General features: G+C 69.8%; 23 protein-coding genes. 5 read left to right on the top strand and 18 right to left on the bottom strand.

The features are described 5' to 3' along the window. Positions 1-23: 23 nt before the first annotated feature. The gene (locus M0L44_RS18840; RefSeq protein WP_252771618.1) at positions 24-965 is read left to right on the top strand and encodes an RNA polymerase sigma-70 factor; all 942 of its coding nucleotides are present in this window, start codon (positions 24-26) and stop codon (positions 963-965) included. Here M0L44_RS18840 and M0L44_RS18835 read toward each other — a convergent pair. The 4 genes from M0L44_RS18835 to M0L44_RS18820 all read right to left on the bottom strand — a co-directional run bounded on the left by M0L44_RS18835 (position 944) and on the right by M0L44_RS18820 (position 6,299). Beyond that, positions 944-1,765 (bottom strand): helix-turn-helix domain-containing protein, encoded by an 822-nt coding sequence (locus M0L44_RS18835; RefSeq protein ID WP_252771616.1) that lies wholly within the window; start codon positions 1,763-1,765, stop codon positions 944-946. The two genes, M0L44_RS18840 and M0L44_RS18835, sit on opposite strands and share 22 nt — an antisense overlap. A 16-nt stretch (positions 1,766-1,781) precedes the next feature. Continuing rightward, positions 1,782-2,375 carry a LysE family translocator gene (locus M0L44_RS18830; RefSeq protein ID WP_252771614.1) on the bottom strand — a complete coding sequence of 198 codons (594 nt, stop codon included), beginning with the start codon at positions 2,373-2,375 and terminating at the stop codon, positions 1,782-1,784. Positions 2,376-2,495: 120 nt separating this feature from the next. Then, on the bottom strand, positions 2,496-5,159 hold the full coding sequence (locus M0L44_RS18825) for a PAS domain-containing protein (protein WP_252771612.1): 2,664 nt from the start codon (positions 5,157-5,159) through the stop codon (positions 2,496-2,498). 162 nt (positions 5,160-5,321) lie between these two features. Next, complete coding sequence (locus tag M0L44_RS18820; protein WP_252771609.1) at positions 5,322-6,299, bottom strand: retropepsin-like aspartic protease; 978 nt, start codon at positions 6,297-6,299, stop codon at positions 5,322-5,324. Between the two features lie 188 nt (positions 6,300-6,487). On the opposite strand from M0L44_RS18820, the gene M0L44_RS18815 reads away from it, so the two are divergent. Further along, entirely contained in the window at positions 6,488-6,898 is a 411-nt protein-coding gene (locus M0L44_RS18815; protein WP_252771607.1) for a polyhydroxyalkanoate granule-associated phasin, read from the top strand. 16 nt (positions 6,899-6,914) lie between these two features. Here the strand turns inward: M0L44_RS18815 and map are convergent, their stop codons facing one another. From map to M0L44_RS18790, 5 genes are all read right to left on the bottom strand, one after another. Next, a complete protein-coding gene (map, locus tag M0L44_RS18810; protein ID WP_252771603.1) occupies positions 6,915-7,706 on the bottom strand; it encodes a type I methionyl aminopeptidase in 792 nt (263 codons plus the stop codon). Then, positions 7,706-7,960: a ParD-like family protein gene (locus M0L44_RS18805; protein ID WP_252771601.1), complete on the bottom strand. Its 255-nt coding sequence runs from the start codon at positions 7,958-7,960 to the stop codon at positions 7,706-7,708. The genes map and M0L44_RS18805 overlap by 1 nt, the downstream gene beginning before the upstream one ends. A gap of 182 nt (positions 7,961-8,142) precedes the next feature. Beyond that, the gene (locus M0L44_RS18800) at positions 8,143-8,487 is read right to left on the bottom strand and encodes a hypothetical protein (protein WP_252771600.1); all 345 of its coding nucleotides are present in this window, start codon (positions 8,485-8,487) and stop codon (positions 8,143-8,145) included. Further along, on the bottom strand, positions 8,484-9,410 hold the full coding sequence (locus tag M0L44_RS18795) for a diacylglycerol kinase catalytic domain-containing protein (protein ID WP_252771598.1): 927 nt from the start codon (positions 9,408-9,410) through the stop codon (positions 8,484-8,486). Before M0L44_RS18795 ends, M0L44_RS18800 begins: the two co-directional genes overlap by 4 nt. Beyond that, entirely contained in the window at positions 9,407-10,438 is a 1,032-nt protein-coding gene (locus M0L44_RS18790; RefSeq protein ID WP_252771596.1) for an SPFH domain-containing protein, read from the bottom strand. Before M0L44_RS18790 ends, M0L44_RS18795 begins: the two co-directional genes overlap by 4 nt. Positions 10,439-10,538: 100 nt before the next feature. Here M0L44_RS18790 and M0L44_RS18785 point away from each other — a divergent pair, with 100 nt between their 5' ends. After that, positions 10,539-11,288 carry an NUDIX hydrolase gene (locus M0L44_RS18785; protein ID WP_252771594.1) on the top strand — a complete coding sequence of 250 codons (750 nt, stop codon included), beginning with the start codon at positions 10,539-10,541 and terminating at the stop codon, positions 11,286-11,288. Between the two features lie 313 nt (positions 11,289-11,601). Here the strand turns inward: M0L44_RS18785 and M0L44_RS18780 are convergent, their stop codons facing one another. From M0L44_RS18780 to M0L44_RS18770, 3 genes are all read right to left on the bottom strand, one after another. Continuing rightward, on the bottom strand, positions 11,602-12,633 hold the full coding sequence (locus tag M0L44_RS18780) for a CrpP-related protein (RefSeq protein WP_354004151.1): 1,032 nt from the start codon (positions 12,631-12,633) through the stop codon (positions 11,602-11,604). A 4-nt stretch (positions 12,634-12,637) separates the two neighbouring features. Then, entirely contained in the window at positions 12,638-12,871 is a 234-nt protein-coding gene (locus M0L44_RS18775) for a hypothetical protein (protein WP_252771592.1), read from the bottom strand. A gap of 120 nt (positions 12,872-12,991) precedes the next feature. Further along, entirely contained in the window at positions 12,992-14,467 is a 1,476-nt protein-coding gene (locus tag M0L44_RS18770) for an O-linked N-acetylglucosamine transferase, SPINDLY family protein (RefSeq protein ID WP_252771590.1), read from the bottom strand. 240 nt (positions 14,468-14,707) lie between these two features. Between M0L44_RS18770 and M0L44_RS18765 the strand changes: the two genes are divergently transcribed. Continuing rightward, entirely contained in the window at positions 14,708-15,187 is a 480-nt protein-coding gene (locus M0L44_RS18765; protein WP_252771588.1) for a carboxymuconolactone decarboxylase family protein, read from the top strand. Positions 15,188-15,196: 9 nt separating this feature from the next. Here M0L44_RS18765 and M0L44_RS18760 read toward each other — a convergent pair whose 3' ends face one another. Beyond that, positions 15,197-16,381 (bottom strand): cyclic nucleotide-binding domain-containing protein, encoded by a 1,185-nt coding sequence (locus tag M0L44_RS18760; RefSeq protein WP_252771586.1) that lies wholly within the window; start codon positions 16,379-16,381, stop codon positions 15,197-15,199. Positions 16,382-16,597: 216 nt separating this feature from the next. On the opposite strand from M0L44_RS18760, the gene M0L44_RS18755 reads away from it, so the two are divergent. Beyond that, entirely contained in the window at positions 16,598-17,656 is a 1,059-nt protein-coding gene (locus M0L44_RS18755; RefSeq protein ID WP_252771584.1) for a GNAT family N-acetyltransferase, read from the top strand. A 6-nt stretch (positions 17,657-17,662) separates the two neighbouring features. On the opposite strand, the gene M0L44_RS18750 is transcribed toward M0L44_RS18755, so the two are convergent. The 5 genes from M0L44_RS18750 to M0L44_RS18730 form a co-directional block, all read right to left on the bottom strand. After that, a complete protein-coding gene (locus tag M0L44_RS18750; protein ID WP_252771582.1) occupies positions 17,663-19,105 on the bottom strand; it encodes a DHA2 family efflux MFS transporter permease subunit in 1,443 nt (480 codons plus the stop codon). A 77-nt stretch (positions 19,106-19,182) separates the two neighbouring features. Beyond that, positions 19,183-19,512, bottom strand: coding sequence for a hypothetical protein (locus M0L44_RS18745; RefSeq protein ID WP_252771581.1), 330 nt, complete (start codon positions 19,510-19,512; stop codon positions 19,183-19,185). Between the two features lie 225 nt (positions 19,513-19,737). After that, positions 19,738-20,436 carry an alpha/beta fold hydrolase gene (locus M0L44_RS18740; RefSeq protein ID WP_252771578.1) on the bottom strand — a complete coding sequence of 233 codons (699 nt, stop codon included), beginning with the start codon at positions 20,434-20,436 and terminating at the stop codon, positions 19,738-19,740. Beyond that, the gene (locus M0L44_RS18735) at positions 20,429-21,667 is read right to left on the bottom strand and encodes an MFS transporter (protein ID WP_252771576.1); all 1,239 of its coding nucleotides are present in this window, start codon (positions 21,665-21,667) and stop codon (positions 20,429-20,431) included. Before M0L44_RS18735 ends, M0L44_RS18740 begins: the two co-directional genes overlap by 8 nt. Positions 21,668-21,749: 82 nt before the next feature. Continuing rightward, complete coding sequence (locus tag M0L44_RS18730; protein ID WP_252771574.1) at positions 21,750-22,298, bottom strand: YbaK/EbsC family protein; 549 nt, start codon at positions 22,296-22,298, stop codon at positions 21,750-21,752. Position 22,299: the final 1 nt, after the last annotated feature.

The following is a 22,299-nucleotide window of genomic DNA, read 5'->3' as shown; positions in this document are numbered from 1 at the left end:
CGGGCGGGTCCGTCTGAGTTGCCATGGACCCCCACACCGCCCTGTTCGACCGCCTGCGGCCCCGGTTGCAGGGCATCGCCTACCGCATGCTCGGCAGCGTGGCCGACGCCGAGGAACTGGTGCAGGACGTCTGGCTGCGCTGGCATGCGGCTGACCGCGCCACGCTGGCGCAGCCCGAGGCCTGGCTGGTGACGGTGACGACCCGCCTGGCCATTGACCGGCTGCGCAGCGCCCAGGCCCAGCGGGCGCATTACGTCGGCTTCTGGCTGCCCGAACCCTGGCTGGACGAGGAAGAACCCCGGCCCGCCGCCCATGTGGCGCTGCCCGCCACGCCCGAGGCCCTGCTGGAGCGGGCCGACGACATCTCCATGGCCTTTCTGGCCCTGCTGGAGCGCCTGGGCCCCGAGGCGCGGGCGGCCTTTTTGCTGCGCGAGGTCTTTGACGCCGACTACGCCGAGGTGGCCCAGGCCCTGGGCAAGAGCGAGGCGGCCTGCCGCCAGATCGTCTCGCGCGCCAAGGCCCAGCTCAAGGCAGATCGGCCGCGCCAGAACGTCAGCCCGGCCCAGCACCAGCGGCTGCTGGCTGGCTTTGCCGAAGCCGCCCGCGGGGGCGACTTTGCCCGCCTGCAGGCCCTGCTGGCCGAGGATGCGGAGCTGATCAGCGATGGCGGTGGCGTGGTGGCCAGCTTCGGCAAGGTGTTGGCCGGTGGGCGGCGCATCGCCCAGCTCTACCACGCGGTGTGGCGCCGCAGCGAACGCGACCACACCGAACAGCGCATCGAGCTGGTGCGGCTCAACGGCCAGTGGGGCCTGCTGCGCTTCATTGGCGGCCAGTTGGAATCGGCCCAGGGCCTGGAGACGGACGGCCAGCGCATCACCCGCATCCACACCCAGCGCAACCCCGAGAAGCTGCGCCACATCGCCCGTGCCTGGGCCGAGGCGGCTCAGCGGCGCGGCGGCCGGTAGACGCCCGGCGTCATGGCGTGGTGGGCCTTGAAGCTGCGCTGCAGATGAGCTTGGTCGGCAAAGCCCATGGCCTGGGCGGTGTCGGCCAGCGCGCTGCCCTGGGCCAGCAGGCGCCGCGCGCCGTTCAGGCGCTGGTTCTGCAGGTAGCTGCCCGGCGTCAGGCCGAACACCGCCTGGAAGCGGCGGATGAAGCGCGGGGTGCTCATGCCACAGGCCTGGGCCAGGGCCTGCACCGTCAGGCGCTGGCCGACCTCGCCCTGCATGGCGGCGATGGCGGGGCGCAGTTCGTCCGGCACGGGGGCGGTGTCCTGCGGCGGGCCGGCCACCAGGCAGCCGGCCAGCACGCGCGGCAGCGCCTCGGCCAGGGCCTGCGCAGTGGCGGCGTCACGGATGGGCTGGCACAGCCGGTCCACCACGGCGCTCACCGCCGGGTCATTCACACAGCGGGACATGAAGCGCAGCCCCTGCGGCACCTGGGCCAGCCCCCACACCCCGGCCACCGCGGCGTGCAGCCAGGCGGCGTCCACGAACAGCATGCGGTAGGACCAGGGCTGACCGGCGGCCGGGTTGCAGGCGTGCACCACCTGCGGCTCGATCAGCACCACCGAGCCGGCCCGCACCGGCTGCGGGCCGCTGGGGTGGTGGAAGGAGGCGCCGCCTTCGTCCACGATGCCCACCGAATATTCCGGGTGCGAATGCGGGCGGTAGCAGTCCTGCGTGCCCACGCTGACGCGCAGGGCCGCCCAAGGCGCGGCCGGGTGGCGGTGGATGCGGTGCGGGCTGGGGGCGGAACTGGGCATGGCGTGTTGGAGCAGGTCAGCCAAGCATACTGGCCACGCTCAGGGCCAGCAGCGCGCCCATCGCCCGGTTGAACGCACGCTGGCGCGCCGGCTGGGCCAGGGCCCGCGCCAGCAGCCGGCCGGCCAGGGCCCAGCAGCCCACGCCCAGGCCGCAGGCCAGCAGCGACACCGCGCAGAACAGCCCCAGCGCCGCCCGCGCATCCTCCTGCGGCAGCACGAACAGGCCGATGCCCGACAGCGCCACCAGCCAGGCCTTGGGGTTGAGCGACTGCGTCAGGCCCCCGTCCCGCAGCGCGGCCAGGGCGGCCCAGGCCGCATGCCGCGGCGCGTCCGGCGGGCCGGCCAGCGCCATGGGCGGCGCGGTGGCCACCCGCCAGGCCAGGTGCAGCAGGTAGGCCGCGCCCAGCCAGCGCGCGCCCTGCACGGCCCAGGCCTCGCGCAGCAGCCAGGCGCCGCCCCGGCCCATCAGCCACACCACCAGCGCATAGCTGAGGCTGGCGCCCAGCACATAGGCCAGCGCCGTCAGCCGGCCCGCCGCCGCGCCATGGCGGATGGCCAGCACATTCACCGGACCCGGCGTGATGGCCCCCATCAACGCAAACGTTCCCATTGCCAGCAAGAGTGCCGTCACCCCACACCTCCACACACGTCTTCATCGGAAGGCGCGAGTGTGGCGGGGCGGCCCGTGGCTGTATTGAACGGAATTTCGCGGGTTCGTGTGGCCTCAACCTCAGGCCGGTATGCGCGGGGGCGTCACCTCGGCGCCGCCCGCCTTGTACTGGCCGCGCCCGGCTTCCTTGGCCTCGTAGAGCATGGTGTCGGCCCGCTGGAGGGCCAGTTCCACTCCCGGCTCCTCGGGCGACCAGATGCTGACGCCCACGCTGGCGCCGACGGAGATGGCGTTGCCGTCGATCCAGAACTGGGTGCCGGCGATGGTGATGATCTTCTCCGCCACCACCTCGGCGACCGTCATGTCCCTGGCGTTGCCGATGGCCACGGCGAACTCGTCGCCACCCAGGCGGGCCACCAGGTCGTCCGGCCGCAGGGCGTTGCGCAGGCGTTGGGCGAAGATCCTCAGCAGGTTGTCGCCGGTGGCATGGCCGTAGGTGTCGTTGACCGCCTTGAAGCGGTCGAGGTCGATGTAGAGGAAGCCGATCCGGCTGTCGTTCTTGCGGGCAGTGGCCACCATCGCCTGCAGCCGATCGTCAAAGCCGGCCCGGTTGAGCAGGCCGGAGAGGGGATCGACATGGGCCATCTCGCGCAGGAGCATTTCCTCGCGCTTGCGCTCGGTCACGTCCTGCACCACCACGATGACACCCCGCACGGCGCCATTGGCATCGAACTGCGGGATGTAGACGGCTTCCTGGATCCGGCGCGTCTGGCCGATGTAGCGCTCGCGCTCGTAGCTCACACGCTCCCCGGCCATGGCCCGGTCCACGAAGGGCTTGATGGACTGGTAGACCCCGGGGCCCAGCACTTCCAGGATGGTCCGGCCCACCAGCGGTGTGTCGCCCTGGTCCTGCATGGCCTGGATGTAGGCCGGGTTGGCGAACAGGTACCGCTCGTCCTGGTCGACCGCGGCCACCAGGATGGGCAGGGCGTCGGTCAGGCTGCGCAGCGTCTGCTCGCTCTGGCGCAGGGCTTCCCGGCTGGCCTTTTCCTCGGAGATGTCCCGGAAGATGCCCGAGAAGTACTCCACCTTGCCGCGATCATCGCAATGCGCGATGACCATCAGGCTGGCAGGCACCTCGCGAAGGTCCCGACTGTAGAACCAGCTCTCGCCCACCCACAGCCCGCTTCGCGCGGCCTGTGGCAGCACCTCCTTGGAGAACTGCTGGACGGTCACGGGCGGAAGGTACTCGGCCAGCATCCGGCCCTGGCAAGGGTCTGTGCTGCTCCATCCGCGCACGCGCCGTGCAGCCGGGTTCAGGTAGGTGATCTGCGCATCCGTATCCGACTGGATCACCAGGTCCGTGGTGGCGTCGAACACGGCGGTCAGCGTGCGCTGCGCCTTCTCGTTGCGTGCGCGCTCGGTGATGTCGGACAAGGTGCCGGCATGCCCGCGCAGCTGGCCATCGACCACGATGGGCGCGATCCGGATCGACACCAGCACCTGCGTGCCATCCGGGCGGCGCAGGCTCTGCATCGTCCGCCAGGATGCGCGACGCGAGAGCGCCCGCTGCCAGACCTCGGTGCCCGCCGGGCGTTCGGGGCCCGGCAGCAGGTCCGTCCAGCCGTGCAGGTCCACCGAGTCCTTGGTCCCGAGGATGGCCTGGTAGGCCGCATTGGTGTAGGTGATCTCGCCGTGCTCGTTCGTGCGGAACAGACCCAGCGGCGAGGCATCGGCCACGGCGGCCAGCTCGGCCTGGTGGTCTGCCGACTGGCGCATGAGCTCGGAGAAGGCCCGGGCGAGGTCGCCGATCTCGTCGTCGGCTTGGGGGACGGACAGCCACAGCGGGTTTCGCTGTTCGCGCAGCTGACGCATGGCCTCCTTCAGGCGACCCAGCGGGCGCAGCGCCAGTCCCACCCCCCACCACACGGCCGCTGCCGCCGCCAGGGCGAACGCGGCAATCTCGGCCAGGGTCCGGTGCCGGGCCGCGTACAGGGGGGCGAACGTGGCCTCGTCGGGCGTCACCAGGTGCAGCTGCCAGCCGCTGCTGCGCACCGTGGCCACGCTGTGCAGATCGTCGTCCGCACCACGGCCCTGGGGCGGCATGGCCATGGCGGACTGAAGCAGCCGGGTCGGGTCCGGGTGCACGATGTAGATCCGCTCGGCGCCGCCGGTGGTGATCTCGACATTGGCGTCCATGCTGGCGGCGGTGCGCCTGGCGCCGCTGAAGAGATCGGTCCGCGACAGGTTCAGCCCGCCAGCGAGGATGCCGATGAGATGGGCATCGGCATCCTTGACGGGCACGGCCATCAGCACGGACGGCTGTTCCGTGGTCCGAGCCTTCAGCGGCTTGGAGATGGTGGAACGACCGGTGGCGATCACGGTCGCGAAGTACTCGCGGTCGGCCACATTGATGTGCTTGCCGTGCAGCGGCGGGTCGTTGGCCACCATGTTGCCATCCAGGGCGATGAGGGCCATGCCATCGAAGAAGGGGCGGGCGCCGCTGAGCCGGTCAAAGAACCGGCGCTGTTCCACCGGGTCCGTCATGGCCTGGGGCGGCACCGCCAGCGAAGCTCGCTCGAGCATGGCCAGCCGGGTGTCCAGCCGGTCGCTGAGGTCGTCCGCCATCTGCTGCGCGACCGCGCCCTGCTGGTCCTGGATCAGGGCGTTGTAGTCGTCGCCCAGCTGCCGGGCCTGGATCCAGGCCAGCAGCGTCATGGCAACCGCCACCAGGGTGACGCCCCACAGCAGGGCCTTGCGTCTCAGGGTGAATCGCAGGTGCATTGTCCGATCCTGTGTCCCGGTGGGCCGCCCACGGCACGCCACCCGTGGCCTGCCTTCCGGCGCCAGGGCGACGATCCACCAAGAGTCAGGATAGGCTGACAGCTCGGCACCTGAAGGGCCGAGAAGCGCCGCGCTGCCCGGGCTTACCGGGCGTTTCCGCCGTCAGCCGGCCAGGCAATCGCCGTAGAAGCCCAGGGTCTGGCCCCGGTAGTCCAGCAGCAGCTTCAGGCCCAGGGCTGCCAGCAACTGGTTGCCCACATTGGCCACCCGCGTGTCGGTGGCGCCGGCGTCGGCGTAGGTGCTCATTGACGCGCCCGCGGGCAGTGTGAAGGGGCCGAAGCCCACCGGCGCATCGAAGCGGTAGCGGGTGGACCGGGCCTGGCCCCGCGCGCCGGTGCGCACCACCGTGCCCGCGTCCTGCAGCGCGGCGCGCACGCCGGGCAGGCCCAGCGCGCTCTGGAACAGGCCGATCTGTCCGGTGGAGCCCGTGTCCAGGCTGACCGGCGCGCGGGCCTCGCCCAGGCGGAAGTCCGGAATGACCGGGAAGCTGTCCACGGTCTTCAGCGTGGCGGTCCAGCGCGTCTTGCAGGCCTGGGTCAACGGCGCTGCGTCCTCGGCCCGCGGCAGGATGGCCACACGGTGTGCCACATAGTCCACCAGCACCGTCTTGTCCGACAGGAAGCTGTAGCCCAGCACGCCGTCCACCCGGCGCCCCAGCCCGGCGGAAATGCCGCCCATGTCGGCCGCCAGGGCGTCGAAGCCGGCAAAGCTCTGGCCGCCGATGGCCAGGCCCGCCACCGTGGCGGGAAACACCGCCGCGCCCTGGCCATCGCCAAAGCCGCTGGCCTCGCCACCATCGCCGCGGTCCACCGGCAGGCCCAGCCTGTCCGCCGTGGCCAGGTCGATCACCGAGGGGTTGACCCCCGTGTCCAGCAGCATGTGCAGCGGCGTGCCGTGCACGCTCACGTCCACCTCCACCGCCGACTTGGAAAAGTCGAAGGGCACCGTCACGGGCGCCATGGGTGCCGGCGTGCTGGCCGGCGCGGCGGCAGCTTCTGCCGCCAGGGCCACGCCGGTGGCGCCCCCACACAGGGCCACGGTGGCAAGCCAGGACAGGCAAAGGGAAGGGCAGGCTTTCATGGGCTCGGGGCCTGGGGCGCGGGGTCGACCAGGACGGGGCAGGGCGGGAGATGCTTCATGATCGCAGATCCACCCAGGCGCTTGCGGTCGACGGGTGGCGAGCGATCGCCGGGCGCCGTCGAGCGAGCCTGCTGGCTGGAACGCGGTGTGCCACCAGGTCCACAATGCTGTTGCACCCAGGAAGCCCCATGACCGTTCGTCGTTCCCGAAAGTCTGCCTCTGTTGCCACCCAGGCAGCGGAACTCGCGCTAGCTGCCCCTCAGGTGGTGGCGCATCGCGTCGCCCGCATGGCGCTTGCGGGCGCCACGCCCTCTGAGCGCGATCGCAAGGAGTTCGAGCGGATGGTGACGGAAAAGGGGCAAGCCTTTTTCGAGTCATGGGGCGCCATGACATTGCAGGCCATTCGTGCCAATCAAGCCCTGGCCGTCTCGCTCTTTCAGTCGTTTTGGATGCCTTGTCCAGGGAGCCTGCTGTCGGCAGGGTCCATTGCAACGCAGGTTCAAGGCGCTGCGCTGGGCGTCATCGGCAAAGGGCTTGAGCCGGTGCATCGCAAGGCCGTGGCCAACGCCAGGCGCCTGTCACGCACCAAGCTGCGCTAGGTCCCGCCACGGCGTGTCAGTCAGCCGGCACGGTTCCCGTGCCCTTGGGCCAGGGCGTCAACACTTCATGCCCTGAAGGCGTGACCGCCACCATGTGCTCGAACTGGGCGGACAGGGATCTGTCCTGGGTCACCACGGTCCACCCATCGGGCAGTTGCCGGGTTTCACGCCGGCCGGCGTTGAGCATCGGCTCGATGGTGAAGACCATCCCGGGTTCCAGCCGCAGGCCTTCGCCCCGCCGTCCGTAGTGCAGCACCTGCAGGTCTTCGTGGTAGATCTGCCCGATGCCGTGGCCGCAGTATTCGCGCACGACGCTGAAGTTTTCCCGGTGTGCGACGGACTGGATGGCGTGGCCCACATCGCCCAGGGTGGCACCGGGCTTCACCGCCCGGATGCCGGCCAGCATGGCTTCACAGGTGGTCTCCACCAGGCGCCGGGCCAGGATGCCGGGCGTGCCCACGAAGTATGTGCGACTGGTGTCGCCAAACCAGCCATCCTTGAGGACGGCGACGTCGATGTTGACGATGTCGCCCTTCTTCAGAATCTTCTCCGGCGAGGGGATGCCGTGGCAGACCACTTGGTTCACGGAGGTGAGGATGGTCTTCGGGTAGCCGTGGTACCCCAGGTTGGCCGGAATGGCGCCCTGCACATTCACGATGTGGTCGTGGCAGATGCGGTCCAGGGCCTCGGTGCTGACGCCAGGCACGACGTGGGGCTCGATGATGCTGAGGACCTCTGCGGCAAGCTGGCCGGCCCGCCGTGCCATCGCCACCTCGTCCGCAGACTTGATCACCACCTGGCGTGCCATCAGTGTTTCCCGGTGGCGGACGCCTTGGGCTTCTCGAACTGGCCTGTGGCAGCCCCGGCGATGTCCAGCCCTCCGGCGAGCTCCGCACGGATCAGCAGCTGGCAGATCTCGCGGTAGTCCAGGTCGGGGTGCATCTCGGTCAGCATGCCCACCCGCATCCAGTGTTCTGCCTGCGCGTTGATGGACCGGCTCAGGGCGTTTCCCGCCACGCGCAGGTTCTCGTGCATCTGCTCGGAAATCTTGACGATGCCCATGGGTGCCTCATATACAAAACGTATACGAAGTGTATGCGTTTTATCGTGCCCTCCACAAGATCACCCTGCGGCCACCCTGACCCTGTATTGTTCCGTCCCATGCCTCGCAACATCGAGATCAAGGCCCGGGTCGATGACCTTGGACGCCCTGTCCGTGCAAACGGCCACCATCACCATCACCATCAGCGGGTCCCACCGCCATCGCGCAGGACGACACCTTCTTCCCCTGCCAGGCGGGGCGGGTCATCAAGCAGCGCACGCTTTATCAGGTGGGACGCACCCGCGTGCACGTGGACCGCGTTCAGGGCCTGGGCGATTTCAAGGGGCTGGAGGTGATGCTGGTGGGCGATGGGTCGCCGCCGGCCGGCGTGGACGAGGCCCATGCGCTGATGGCCCGGCTGGGCATTGCACCAGACGCGTTGGTGCAGGGACTTATCGCGATCTGCTGGGGCAGGTGTAGGCATCTCGCTGGCATCGAGGCTGTCTGCTTCTTCCAGGAAGCACTTCATCGCGGCGGCCTTCTTCACACGGCCAGGTGCCCCTGCGTGGGCGCCAGGGTCACGGTGGCCTCCACCCCGGCGGTGAAGCGCAGGAAGTCCACCTCGATGCCGTCGGAGAAGATGACGCCGTTGTCCGGCATGCGTGAGCGCAGCTTCAGAGGCTGCTCACGCGTGACGGTGCCGAACACCAGTTCGGTCTGCGAGGCCCGGCTGGGAAAGGGCTCGCGCACGGCAAAGGTCAGCTGCTGGGCATCCCAGGCCTGCGGCTCATAGACCACGGGCCGGCCCGGCTGCAGTCGTTGGGCGATGGACGCTGCGCCAGTGACGATGCTTCTCAGCCAGGCGGTGGAGCCCAAGCCGGTGGAGACAATGACGCCGGAAGAGGACTGGCGCTCGCTGTGTCCACCGATCTCCAGTTCATAGAGGGCCGAGGTGTGCGTGCGCGGGCCGATGAACAGGTCGTTGACGGCGCGCAGGGTCTGCCCGTCCGACAGCGTCACCTGAGCCATGGTGACGGTCTTCACCGGGCGCCGATCGGCCGCCACCTGGGGCAGCACCGTGGCCAGGCTGTCCGGTGTGAAGGGCAGCAGCAGTCCGTCCCACCGCGTCGGCTCAGGGTTCAGGCCGATCAGGGGTTGGCCATCGAGGTACTTCAGGGTGTTGGCCACCAACCCGTCCTGCCCCAGGGTCACGACGATGTCGTCCGGCGAGAAGACGAAGTTGGCCAGGTAGCCTCGGTCCACCACCTGGTAGCGGCCCCAGGCTTGCAGGGTTTCGACCACCACCTGAAGGCTGCGCGCATAGGCGGTGTTCTCCCGCAGGTAGTCGGTGAAGTCCGCGCCCAGATGCTCCACATAGAAGCGGGCCTGGCCCAGGGTGTGGTGGCGCGCCACCAGCTCTTCCAGACGCGTGCGGCGGGTGACCAGCACCACTTTGCGCTCGGCACTCATGCGCTCACCTGGGGGGCGCGGGTGACGCCCATCAGGCTCTGCAGCAGCTCGGGCGACATGTTGAACTGCCCGATGCTGCCGGCCCGCTCGGCAATGCCGCCAAAGGCCTGGGCGATGAGCTGGCCCGGCTGCATGCCGGTGGCGGCCAGTGCCTGGATGATGCGCGGGTCTGCACCACCCAGGGCTTGCATCACGGCCGAGACGCGGTGCGCCTCGGCCTGGGCCAAGGTGCGGCTGTTCTGGGCCTGCTCGTCGACAAAGGCCTTGCGCTGGGTCTCCAGTGCGACGTCCGCGTCCATCTGCTCGGTTCGCAGCTCGTTCTCCCGCCGCATGGCCACGGCCTTGGCGTCCATCTTGGCTTCCTGGATCTGGCGCTTCTTCTGCTCGACGGCGATGTCGGTGTCTAGCTCGTTCTGCCGGATGGCCCGCTCCTTCTCCACGGCCGACATGCGCCGCAGGTAGACCGCGTCGTCCGCGGATTTCAGGTTCGACTCACGCGCCTCGGCCTCCAGGGCGCGGGCGATGTCGGGTGTGGGCTTGATGGCCATGATGGACACACCCAGCACCTCCAGGCCCAGCGACACCACCTCGGCCTGGGCGGCCAGCTGGCGCGCGGCGGCCCGGGCAATGTCGGCTGAGGCCCGCAGAGCGTCCTTCAGACCGAGACCCTGCACCGCCTGCTGGATGATGACTTCGACCTGCAGGGCGATCCGCTCGCCCAGACGCCGGGGATCTTCCGAGAGATAGCTCCCGTCGGCGGCCACCGCGAAATCCATCATGGTCGCGATGCGCTGGGGATCGCTGATCCGGTAGGTCACCTGGCCCTGGACCGTCACGCTCTGGAAGTCCGCGGTCACCAGCTCCAGCATGAAGGCGCGGTCCTGGCTGGCCAGGGGCACCGCCACCAGCGTGCTCGATGGTGCGTAGTAGTAGAAGGACTGGCCCGCCCCCTCGCGCACGAGACGACCACCGCGGAACTGCATCAGGTGGACCGTGGGTTGGGACTTGATGAATCGGATGCCGAACATGTTGCTCTCCTCATGAGTTGTACAGTGCAACTCTTATGGGTTGCACAATACAACCCGTAATCGATCCCGTCAAGCCAGAGGCTTATGCCAGGAGTGCACGATGAACGCGAAGCCAGCCCACGCTTCAGATCAGCCGACCCGCGCGCAGGACATGGAGCGCCCCCGCCCCCTCACCACCGTGGACGTTGTGATCTTCACGGTGCTGGACGGCGAGTTGAAGGTGCTGCTGGTGCAGCGACCCCAGACGGAAGGTGAGCCCTTTCCCGGGCGCTGGGCGCTGCCTGGGGGCTATGTGGATGTAGCGCGCGACACCAACCTGCTGGCATGTGCGCGGCGCAAGCTCAAGGAGAAGACCGGCATCGCCAGTCCCTACCTGGAGCAATTGGGCAGTTGGGGCAGTCGGGACCGGGATCCGCGTGGCTGGTCCGCCACCCACGTCTATTTCGCCCTGGTACCCGGAGCCGACCTGAAGCCCATGAAGGGAGGCAACGCGGCCGATGTCCGTTGGGCGCCGGTGAGAACCACTTCGGGCCAACCGGGCATGGCCTTCGATCATGGCGAGATCCTGGAGGCTGCGGTGGCGCGCCTGCTCAGCAAGGTGGAGTACACCTCCTTGCCAGCCTACCTGCTGCCCGAGCCGTTCACGCTGCCGCAGTTGCAGCGCATGTACGAGGTCATCCTGGACCGCCCTGTGGACAAGAGTGGCTTCCGCACCCGAACGCTGGCTGCGGACTTCCTGGAAGAGGTTGGACAGGTCGAAGGAGACGCCAACCGACTGGCGCTGGCCTACAAGATGCGAGACCGTGACCGCGTGGTGGTGTTCCCGAGGACCTTCAGCCCGAGGGGGTGAATGAACTCAGCGTTCATGCGCCCATGCCTGAACCATCCAGGGAACAACCCATGACGAACCCCATTGGGGTGGACAGTGACCACGCAGGGCTTGAGCTGAAGTCGCAGCTGGCGGCCGAGCTGGCACGGCGTGGCACCGACGTGGGATGGCCATCGACATCATGGATGCGTTTCTGGGGGCATCCTTCGAAGGGGGGCCGGCACGCAGCGCGTGTGGCCAAGATCAACGTCGGCTGAAACCGGCTCGGTCGTCTTGTCCAACGCTGCGGTGAGTGACGACGTCTGTGCTCAGGCGATCCAGGGGGGCTTCTTGGTCAGCCTCCGTCTGCCGTCAGTGTGTTCAGGATGTCGGCGTACCAGGCGCAGTTCAGGCCCAGCGACTCGTCCTGTGTCTTGTCCCGCGTGGCCATGTCCATGCGGCTGGAGTGCACGCCCAACAGGCACCACCGCGGCCGGCCTGTGCCGTGGTCGGCGTCCATGCGCGCCAGCACGGGCGAGCCGCTGCTGCCGCGGTGCATGCGCGCATCGGTGAGGAAGAAGCCCTGGCCTTGGAAGCGCACGCCGTAGCAAGACGCGATGCTGGCCTGGCGCACCACCGGCAGGTGGTGGACGGTGTCGAAGAAGCCCAGGGGGAAGCCGGGGATGGCCAGGCGGTCGCCCACCTCGAACAGGTCGAACCCCACGGTGAGGTCCGCCGGCCCGAAGGCCTGCAGGACGCTGTTCTGCGGCAGCGCGTTGCGGTCGATCTCCAGGACGGCCACATCGATCTCCCCGCCGCTGTCGCGCGCCTGGTGCCACACCGCCACACCGTCGCGGTGCAGCAGCATCGACAGGGTGAACAGCCGGGTGAGGTCTCTGGGGTCGGTGTGGATCTCGATCTCAATGCGGTCGGGGGTGTGCCGGCTCGGCGCATCGAACAGCACATGCCGGCTGGTGACGAGGAAGAGCCGGTCCTCGCGCTCGAAGAAGAAGCCGCTGGCGCTGGACAGGCCGAGGCTCCCCTGGAAGGTGAGCACCCGGGTGACACCGAACAGGGCCGGGTCCTGTCCTCGTTCATGGGCCACGCCGGGCGATGGCGCCGCCATCGAGGATTGCTGCGAGCGGTAGCCATGTTCCCAGGCGTCCCGCCGGTCAGACCAGCGCTGCAGGCTCTCGCCGGTGGCGTCGGGCTGGTTGATGGGTGCGCACATCGGGTTGGACCCGCTGGCCTCACCGCGGACCGCTGCCTTGGCGCCCTGGCGTTCGAGTTCAGCGTACTCGCCCTTGCCGGCGGGAGAAGCCGCCGGCGCGTCCGGGCTCGGGGTGCCCGCGGGCCCGTCCAGCGGGGGCTCGGGGCCGGTCACCATGCGCTCAGCCTCGGGGTTTCGAGAGATGGCCGTGGGTCATCTGTCGGTGGATGTTCTCGCCAACCACCGTCAGGCGAAGGCCGCCCGCGTACCACTCGAGCCAGTCCAGCGCCACGTAGTCCTCGATGTGTCCGGCCTCGATTTCGCTGGCGCGGCGAAGGCGCAGCAGATCGACACAGCTGGGAAGTGCGTCCCGGAGGGACTCTCGGCGCAGAGCGAGGGTGGAAGCAGCGGTCACGAAGGGCCCTTGGGGTTGTGAATGGTGCAGAGGCCAATGCCATCTGCCCGGCAGGAAGGACCGCATGCAGAGCGCCACCGGCGGGCGGAGGCTGCGTGGACATCGTACTCCCCCGGAGCGTCATGCGTCTGCCTTCTTGGCCGGATCCTGGGCGAAGCCCTCGAGCCCGGGCTCTGGCAGGTCGATGGCCGATGGGGGCAATCCCGCCTGATGGCGGGCCCACATCCGCACATACAGCGCCTCGAGGGCCGCCGTGTAGGCCGTCACGTCGAACAGGTGGGCGGTGTGGCGCTGACGCTCGAAGCCCTGGCGCAGCGCCTGTAAGCGCAGTGGGTCCTGTGCCAGAGCGCGCGCAAGGGCCACATAGTCCAGGGTCGAGTGGGTGACCAGCTCGGGCAGGCCGGCCGCGACCAGCAGCCCGCCGGCCACCCGGGAGGCGAAGGTCTGCCCGGCCAGAGTCACCAGCGGCACACCGGCCGAGAGCGCGTCACTGGCGGTGGTGTGGGCGTTGTAGGGCCAGGTGTCGAGCATCAGGTCCATCAGTGGCAGGCGCGCCAGATGGGCAGCCTGGGGCAGATCGGGTGCAAAGACCAGGCGGTGCGGCGACACGCCGCGCGCCAGGGCTTCGTTGCGCAGGTTGCCGCCCGCCTGCGCATCCTCGAGCAGCCACAACACGCTGTCGGGCACCGACCGCAGCAACTCGCACCAGATGTCGAAGACCTCGGGCGTCAGCTTCCAGGCCTGGTTGAAGCAGGCGAAGACGAAGGCCTGCTCCGGCAGGCCACTGGCCCGGCGGGTGGGCGGGGGCTGGTGCGGTTCGCGGACCCGGCCTCGCGGCTGGTAGCTGTGCGGCATGCAGGCCAGCGCCTCCTGGTAGTCGCCAGCGGCCGCGTGGGGGGTGACGAAACGGTCGCTGATCAGGTAGTCCACGAAGTCCTGGCCGAGGGTGCCCGGGTAGCCCAGAAAGCTCACCTGGATCGCCGCCGGGCGATGCGCGAGCAACAGGGTCCGGCTGCCCTGGGTGTAGCCCTTGAGGTCCACCAGAATGTCGATGGCGTCGTCTCTCACCTGCTGCGCGGCCTGCCGGTCATCCATTGCCTGGATGTCGCGGAACCCATCGAACAGAGGCATCAGCCGCTGACGCATGCCCTTGCCATCGTCCTGGGCGTGGCTGTAGGCATAGAGCTCGACAAGGTCGCGGTTGTGCGCCTCCAGCATTTCCACCATCAACATGGCGGTGGCGTGTTCCTGGAAGTCGCCGGACAGGTAGCCCACCCGCAGCCGCGTCCGGCCTGGCAAGCCCGGCGGGCCGGTGGGCGGCAGGAGGGGCATCGGTTGTGTCGCGGGGGTGGCGTGCAAGGCGGCCAATCGCGCGGAGAGCCAACGGGTGGCACAGATGCGCTGGGTGGTGGCGTCGATGCCTGGCATGGCCAGCAGCAGGAAGGGCGGCCACGCAGCGCCTGCAGGATCGGCCATGTCGGCCTGAACTCGCTCCGGCCAGCTGTGGAAGTCGGACCACTCGCACCACGCCCTGGCGCGGGCGTAATGTCGGCTCTGTCGGGAGACCGACGCACGGTCGGCCGAGGGGGTGTCCATGGGAGGACTAAGCAATTCCCGAGCCGAGGGCCGCGGCCGCGGGCGCCCCTGGCCCCGATCCGTTGGGGCGCTGGCCAAGGCGGGGCTGGCCGCTCGAGCGTGCCGCCGGCGTAGTCGGCGAGCGTCCGCCGAGCTTCCGAGGCCGGCAGGCCGGGGGGCTGTCACAACCCGTGGTGCCTGTTCGTCTTGGGGGATGAGACCACCGCGGTCTCGTTTCCCAACCGAAGCCGGAGCCCCGTGATGACCCAACGCCTGCACTACGCCGAACTCGCCCCCGATCTGTTCAAGAAGTACCTGGACTTCAGCCTGGCCCTGCGCCAGAGCGGCCTGGAGACCGCGCTGCGCGACCTGGTGACGCTGCGCGCCTCGCAGCTCAATGGCTGCGCCTTCTGCGTGGACATGCACGTCAAGGAGGCCACGCTGCATGGCGAGCGGCCGCTGCGCCTGCACCATGTGGCGGTGTGGCGCGAATCGACACTGTTCTCCCCGCGTGAGCGCGCCGCGCTGGCCTGGACGGAGCTGCTGACCCAGCTGCCCCCGCACGGTGTGCCCGAGGCCGACTACCAGGCCGCCCGGGCCGAGTTCAGCGAGGCCGAGCTGGCCGCACTGAGCTTTGCCATCGTGGCCATCAACGGCTGGAACCGCCTGTCCGTGGGCTTTGCGGTGGTGCCGGGCTCGCAGGACAAGCTTTACGGCCTGGACAAGGCCGGCCTGGCCTGAGCCGAGGCCTCAGGCCCGCGGGGTCGTCATCAGCGACTTGACCTCGTTGATGAGGGCGTTGCCGATCTGCTGCACCTCCACCGGGTCGGTCGGCCGCATGTCCTTCAGGTCGCTCTCCAGCTCCTCGCGCCGGCTGCGCGAGAGGCTGGACACGATCTTCTGCTTGACCAGCTCCGAATCGAGCGTGGAGACCAGCTTGGCCAGGTCGTAGGAGTCCACCTTGGAGACGGCCTGGAACACCGACTTGGCGTCGGCGAATTCCAGGTCCAGGATGTCGGAGAACTCCTCGGGCCGCTTGATCTTGCGCTCGGTGAAGTAGCGCCGGCCCTTGTCGTTGAGCAGACGCATGATCTCCGCCTTGCGGAGGGTGAACACGTCGTCGGCGAATTCGCCCCCGGCCAGCTTGCGCAGCAGCAGGGCGCGGTCCACGTCCACCACGGCGGCAAACTCGTCCACGCTGATGTACTCGTAGCTGAGCTTGTCGTTGTCCACCTGCTGGCTGGTGACCTTGCGCACCTGGCTGACGAAGTCCTTGGGCACGAAGTGCACCCGCTTGCCGGTGCCCTTTTCGTCGTCGATGCGGATCAGGTGCAGATTCAGCAGCTTGGTCAGGCAACCGCTGATGTGCCGGTCCGAATGGCCGAACATCAGCCGCGCCTGGGTCACCACGTCCTGCAGCAGCGGGCTGGCCAGCACCGGCGACTTGCCGTGGTCCACGCGGCTGTGCACGGCCGCCTTGCCCACTTCGGCAATGCCCAGCAGGTACAGCAGCTGGCCGTAGATGAGCAGGTCCGGCTGGTAGTTCACCCGGGTGGCGATGAGTTCGTGCGTGAAGGACAGGCGCTCGGACAGCGTGTGCAGCAGGCTGCCCACCAAGTCCGAGCTGCCGTCGATGTGGGTGGCCACCGTGGGCTGGTCGATGACGTAGAGCTCGCAGTAGCTGCGGGCGGCTGCGTTGTGCAGCCGGCGGCCCTTGGCCTGGTGCGGGTTGATGCCGAAGCACTGGCCCACGCCCAGGGTCTCCACCACCACCCGCTTCTCGTCGCGCAACAGGTAGAGATCGACCTCGCCCTCCTTGACCACGTACAGGTGATCGGCCGGCATGCCCTCGGTGTAGAGCACTTCTCCGGCGAAGGCGCGCATCTGGGTGTGGTGGCCGGCTTCGGCGAACTGGAGCGCGGAGGTGTTGGGCATGGAGGCAGGTGGGCGGCAGCAGACCCCTTGCATGTCCGGATTCAGGAAGTCAGGGGGGGGAAGGTTTTTCTGACGCGAAGAATATTGCATCTAAACGTTACGACGCCGGTGGCCCGCCCTGTGCCGCGCACCGAAGGGCCGGCTTCTGTGCACTTTTTCCGGTGTGGGCCGGGCCGCTATGCTGGCGGGCCCGTCCACTGTTCAGAAGCCCGCGCCGTGTTCACCATCGCCAAGTTGACCGCCCAGGATGCGCCGGCCTACCGTGCGCTGATGCTGGAGGCCTATGCCCAGCCGGGTGACGCCTTCACCTCCACGGCCGAGGAGCGCGCGGCCTTGCCGCTGTCCTGGTGGGCGCAGCGGGCCGCGGCGGCCGATGGCTCGGGGCTGGCGCTGGGGGCCTGGGTGGGCAATGCCCTGGTGGGCAGCGTGGCGCTGGAGTTTTCCAGCCGGGCCAAGACGCGCCACCGGGCCCATCTGGTGGGCATGTACGTGCAACCGGCCCAGCAGGGCCAGGGCATGGCCCGCGCGCTGATGCAGGCGGCCCTGGCCGAGGCCGTGGCCCACCCCGGCGTGCGCTGGGTGACGCTGACGGTGACCGAAGGCAATGCCCGCGCCCAGCGCTTGTACGAGGCCTGCGGTTTTCGCGTCTTCGGGCTGGAGCCCGAGGCCATCTGCACCGACCGGGCCTGTCTGGGCAAGGTCCACATGGGCTGCCCGTTGGACCTGCCGCCGCCCGCACCGCGCGCGGCACAGCCGGTGCGGCTGCGGCCGGCGGTGGCGGCGGATGCCACGGCGCTTTCAGCGCTGGCGGCGCGCTGCTTTCACGACACCTATGCGGCCGACAACCGGCCCGAGGACCTGTGGGCCTACGTCACCGCCCACTTCCACCCGGCGCAGCAGCAGGCCGAGCTGGCGGACCCGGCGCTGCGCACCTGGCTGGCCGAGGAGGGCGACCGCCTGGTGGGTTTTGCGCAACTGGCCTGGGGCGGCGAGCTGCCTGCGGCGGTGACGCAGGACCGGCCCGTGGCCCTGCACCGCTTCTACGTGGTGCGCGAGCAGCAGGGCATGGGCCTGGCCGGCCGGCTGATGACGGCCATCCGCCAGGAGGCGGCCCAGGCCGACGCGGGCCACCTGTGGCTCAGCGTCTGGGAACGCAACGCCCGGGCCATTGCCTTCTACCGCAAGTGCGGCTTCGAGGCGGTGGGTCACACCACCTTCGATGTGGGGTCCGACCGCCAGCGCGACTGGGTGATGGTGGGGCCGGCGGGCGGCTGAGGCGCCTCAGGCCTGCGGCGGTGCGACCGGCGGGGCCACCGGGGGTTGGCCCCGCATCAGCAGGGCCGCGAGCATGGCCGCCAGCACCACCGCGCCCAGCAGGAAGAAGCCCTGGCCATAGGCGGTGAAGATGCCGCCGGCCTGGCCCGAATAGGCGCCTTCGCGCCACTCGACGAACACCGCCGTCATGGCAATGCCGAACACCCCGCCGAGCTGACGCGCATAGGTGACGATGACGGAGGACTGGGCCAGCTGGTGCGGCGCCAGGTGGCGCAGCGTGGCCAGGTTCAGCGCCGGCAGGATCAGCCCCAGGCCGATGCGGCCGACCACGGTGGCCGCGATCAGCGCGGCGTAGCCGATGTGCTGGCCCAGCACGTAGAAGGCGAAGAAGGAGCCACCGAACAGCAGCAGGCCGGCGATGGCCACCGCCTTGGGCGGGTACTGGTCGGTCAGACGGCCGGCCAGCGGGGTGGACAGGACCAGTGCGATGCCCCCGGGAATGAGCGCATTGCCCGCCGCCGTGGCCGAGTAGCCCAGGGCGCTCTGCAGGAAGACCGGGATCAGGTAGGTGGAGCCGTAGAGCCCGAAGCCGTAGGTGAAGGACACCACGCTGCCCATCGTGAAGGTCCGGCTGCCGAACAAGCCCAGCTGGATCAGCGGGGCCGGGCTGCGCCGGGCGTGGCGCACGAAGGCCGCCAGGGTCAGCAGGGTGAGGGCCGCGTGGGCGGCCGTCCAGGTTGAGAGGACGCCGCTGCGGTGCAGGCTGGTCACGCCGTCGACCACGGCCAGCGTGGCCAGCGACAGCAGCAGGGCACCGGTCCAGTCGAAGGGGTGCTTCTGCCCCGGGCTGGGGGCGGGCAGCAGCCAGGCGCCCAGGGCCAGGGCCGCCAGGCAGAAGGGCGTGTTGAGCAGGAAGATGGCGGCCCAGCCGAAATGGTCCACCAGCACGCCACCGAAGGCCGGCGCCACTGCGGGGGTGATGACCAGCCCCAGCGTGAGCAGGCCCGAGGCGCGGCCCTGCATGTGCGGCGGGAACAGGCGCAGCACCACCAGCGTGCCCAGGGGTTGCAGGATGCCCGCCGCGGCCCCTTGCAGCACCCGCGCCAGCACCACCTCGCCAAAACTGTGGGCCAGGCTGCCGGCCACGCTGGCCACCGTCAGCACTGCCACGGCCGCCAGGAACAGCCGCCGAAAGCCGATGCGGTCCAACAGCCAGGAGGTGGGCAGCATCGACAGGGTCATGGCCGCCATGAAGCCGGTCACGGCCCACTGCACCTGGTCATGGCCCAGGCCGAACTGCTGGCTCAGTGCGGTGACGGCGACGTTGAAGGCTGAGGTGGCCAGCACACCGGCGATGGTGCCGGTGGCCACGGTGATCAGCAGCAGCCATTTGTAGCGGGGGCCATGGCGCTGGCTCAGCGCGTCGAAGGACAGGGCGCGACGGATCATGGTGGGGCAGGGTTGCACCCACTGTACCCCGCACGCTCATGCTCGGCCCCGCGGGCCTGGAATGGCCCCTCGCCGGGTCAGGCGCAGACTTCGTCGCTGGGCGTTGTGGCCATGGCTGGCGCCCGAAGCGTGAGCCGCCAGCTGCACACGGCCAAGTAGAGGAGCTGCCAGGCCATGCCGCTGTGGGCCCGGTGGGGTGCCACGTAGCGCATGAGGGCGTCCACCTTCTCCGGGTCGGGGTTGACCGTGCTCATCAGGGCGCGCCAGGCATGCGCGGCGCGGTGGCCGGCGGCGAGCACCGGGTCGGTCGGCACGTCGCCGGCCGCCGTTGAAAAGTGACGGATCATCTTGGCGCACACCTCTTCGGTGCTGTCGCCGGGGTGGATGTTCAGGTTGAGGTGGGCCATGCGGGTCCTGTGCGTGCACCATCGGTGATGGAAACCGCCCGGCCTGGTTCAGGTTCATCGGGCGGCCACGAGACTGCAGCGCCCAGTGTGGGGCTGAAACGACCGGATGAGGCGTCACCTGAAGAGGGGGTCACTCACGCGTCATGACCCTCTCTGAGGACGCCTTCGACCCCGATCGGGCAAACCCGCTGGACAAGGGCCCGAGGTGGGCCTGTGCTGGGGTGCTCAGCTCTGCAGCCAGCGGCGCATCAGGGCCGAGGTGGCGTCGGGCTGCTCCAGCGTGGGCAGGTGGCCGCAGTCCGGCAACGTGTGCAGCTGGGACTGCGGGATCTGCGCGGCCAGGGCCCGCACCACGGCCGGGGGCGTCAGGGTGTCGTCCGCACCGCCCAGCACCAGCGTGGGTTGGGTGAGCGTGGGCAGCAGCGGGCGGGAATCGGGCCGGTGCAGGATGGCGGTCTGCTGGCGCCGGTAGGCTTCGGGGCCGACACGCTGGGCCATGGCCTGCACCGCCTGCCCCACCGGGCCGTGCACATGGCGGGGGTGGACCAGGGTGGGCAGCAGCTGCCGGGTGACGCCCAGGAAGCGGCCGCGCTTCAGGATGGCCAGGCTGCGGCGGCGCTGCAGCGCGCGCTCGGGGCTGTCGGGTGCGGCGGTGGTGTCCAGCAGGGCCAGGTGGCTCACCCGCTCGGGTGCCTGGCGCAGGATCTCGAAGGCCACGTAGCCACCCATGGACAGGCCGGCCAGCGCGAAGCGCGCCGGCGCCTGGGCCAGCACCCGCGCGGCCATGGCCTCCACCCGCTCGTCCTGGGTGAGGTCGGCCACCTGCACCTCGGCCACATCGGCCAGGGCTTCGGCCTGGGGGGCCCAGAGCCCGGCGTCACACAGCAGGCCGGGCAGCAGCAGCAGGGGCGTGCGCTCAGCCATGGCGGGCGTCCTGGTTCGGGCGGCCCTGGGCCCAGGCCAGGCCCAGGCCGAGGACGGCCAGGATGGCGGTCAGCGCCACCTCGGCCGGCCAGCCGCCGTGCAGCCAGAACCAGCCGCCCACCGCGCCGATGCTGCTGGAGCCCAGGTAATAGAACAGCAGGTACAGCGAGGCCGCGTGGCCCTTGTGCGCGCCGGCCAGCTGGCCCACCCAGGCGCTGGCCACCGCATGGGCGATGAAGAAGCCGATGGTGACCAGGCCGACGCCGGTGGCGATGGCCGCCAGCGAGCTGCCCAGCGTGACCAGCACGCCCAGGCCCATCAGCCCCAGGCCGGTGGCCAGGGCGCCGCGCCGGCCCAGGCGCTGGCTGAGCGCGCCGGAGGAGCCGGAGGAGAAGATGCCGAGGGTGTAGCTGAGGAACACGAGGCTGATCTGCGTGGGGCTGAAATGGTACGGCGCAGCGGCCAGCCGGAAGCCCAGGTAGTTGAACAGGGCGACGAAGACGCTGGTGAGCACGAAGCCGATGCCGAACAGGCGCAGCAGGGCGGGCTGGGCCAACTGCCGACGCCAGGCCTGGGCATGGTGGCGCCAGTCGAAGCCGCGCTGCGGGACGAAGCGCCGCGAGGTCGGCAGCAGCCAGAAGAAGCCGATGGCTGCGACCAGGTCGATCAGCGCCAGCGTGGCCAGGGCGCTGCGCCAGGAGCCCCATTCCACCAGCATGCCCATGCCCACCCGGCCCATCATGCCGCCAAAGGCCGTGCCGCCCACGTACAGGCCCATGGCGCTGCCCAGGCGGCGGGGCTCCATCTCCTCGGCCAGGTAGGCCATGGCCACGGCGGGCACGCCGCCCAGCACCAGGCCTTCGAGCAGCCGGCAGGCCAGCAGCAGCGGCCAGCCCGGCGCCAGGGCGGCCGCCAGGTTCAGCAGTGCGGCCAGCACCATGGAGGTGGCCATCAGCCCGCGCCGCGGCAGGGCTTGTGACAGCGCCCCCATCGTGAAGATGGCCAGGGCCAGCGCCCCGGTGGCCAGCGACAGGGCCAGCGAGCTTTGCGCCGGGCTCAGCCCGAAGTCGCGCGCAAACTCGGGCAGCAGCGGCTGCACGCAGTACAGCAGCGAGAAGGTGGAGAAGCCGGCCAGGAACAGCGCGAAGCTGATGCGGGCAAAAGGCACGGGGGTGTCGGCAGACACCGGGACGGCCGCATCGGCGCGGCGCGTCAGGGGCAGGGACGGCATGGGCGAGAGCATGCCCCTGGCGTCGCCATTCGTCCAATCGATGAGGGCGGTGGTGTCTATCTGTTTGGCGTATGGCAATGGATCAGCCGGCTTCGGCGACCGGCAGCGTCAGCTCGGCCACCTCCACGCCGGGCAGCCGCTGCAGCACGGCCGGCGCCAGCAGCAGCTTGGTCTCCCGCACGCCCGCGCCCATCACGATGAAGTCGCGCGCCATCACCGCCGCATCCACCAGGATGCGCAGGCCCGCAGGCAGGCCCAGGGCCGTGATGCCGCCGAAGGCCATCCCGGTCAGTTCGGTGGCCACTTCGCGCCGGGCCATGGACACCTTGCGGGTGCCCAGGGTCAGGCGCACGGCGCCGTTCAGGTCCAGCCGGCGCGAGCCCAGCGAGACCAGGGCGGCGAAGCGGTCCTCGCCGTTCTGCGGGTACTTGACGATCAGGGTGTTGGCGCAATCGTCCAGGCCGAAGCCGTAGCGTTCCGAAAACGCAGCGGTGTCCGAGTGGGCGTCTTCGCAGGCGAAGACGATCACGCCGTCCGGTGGCAGGGCCGCCGCCACCGGGGCCGGCAGCGAGGCCTCGCTCGGGGCGATGGGCTGGATGGGAAAGCGGTGGGCGATGGCGTTCAGGGGCATG

This window comes from Ideonella oryzae, assembly GCF_024055665.1.
Lineage (GTDB): Bacteria > Pseudomonadota > Gammaproteobacteria > Burkholderiales > Burkholderiaceae_C > Ideonella > Ideonella oryzae.
This window is presented reverse-complemented; position numbering and strand designations above follow the sequence as displayed.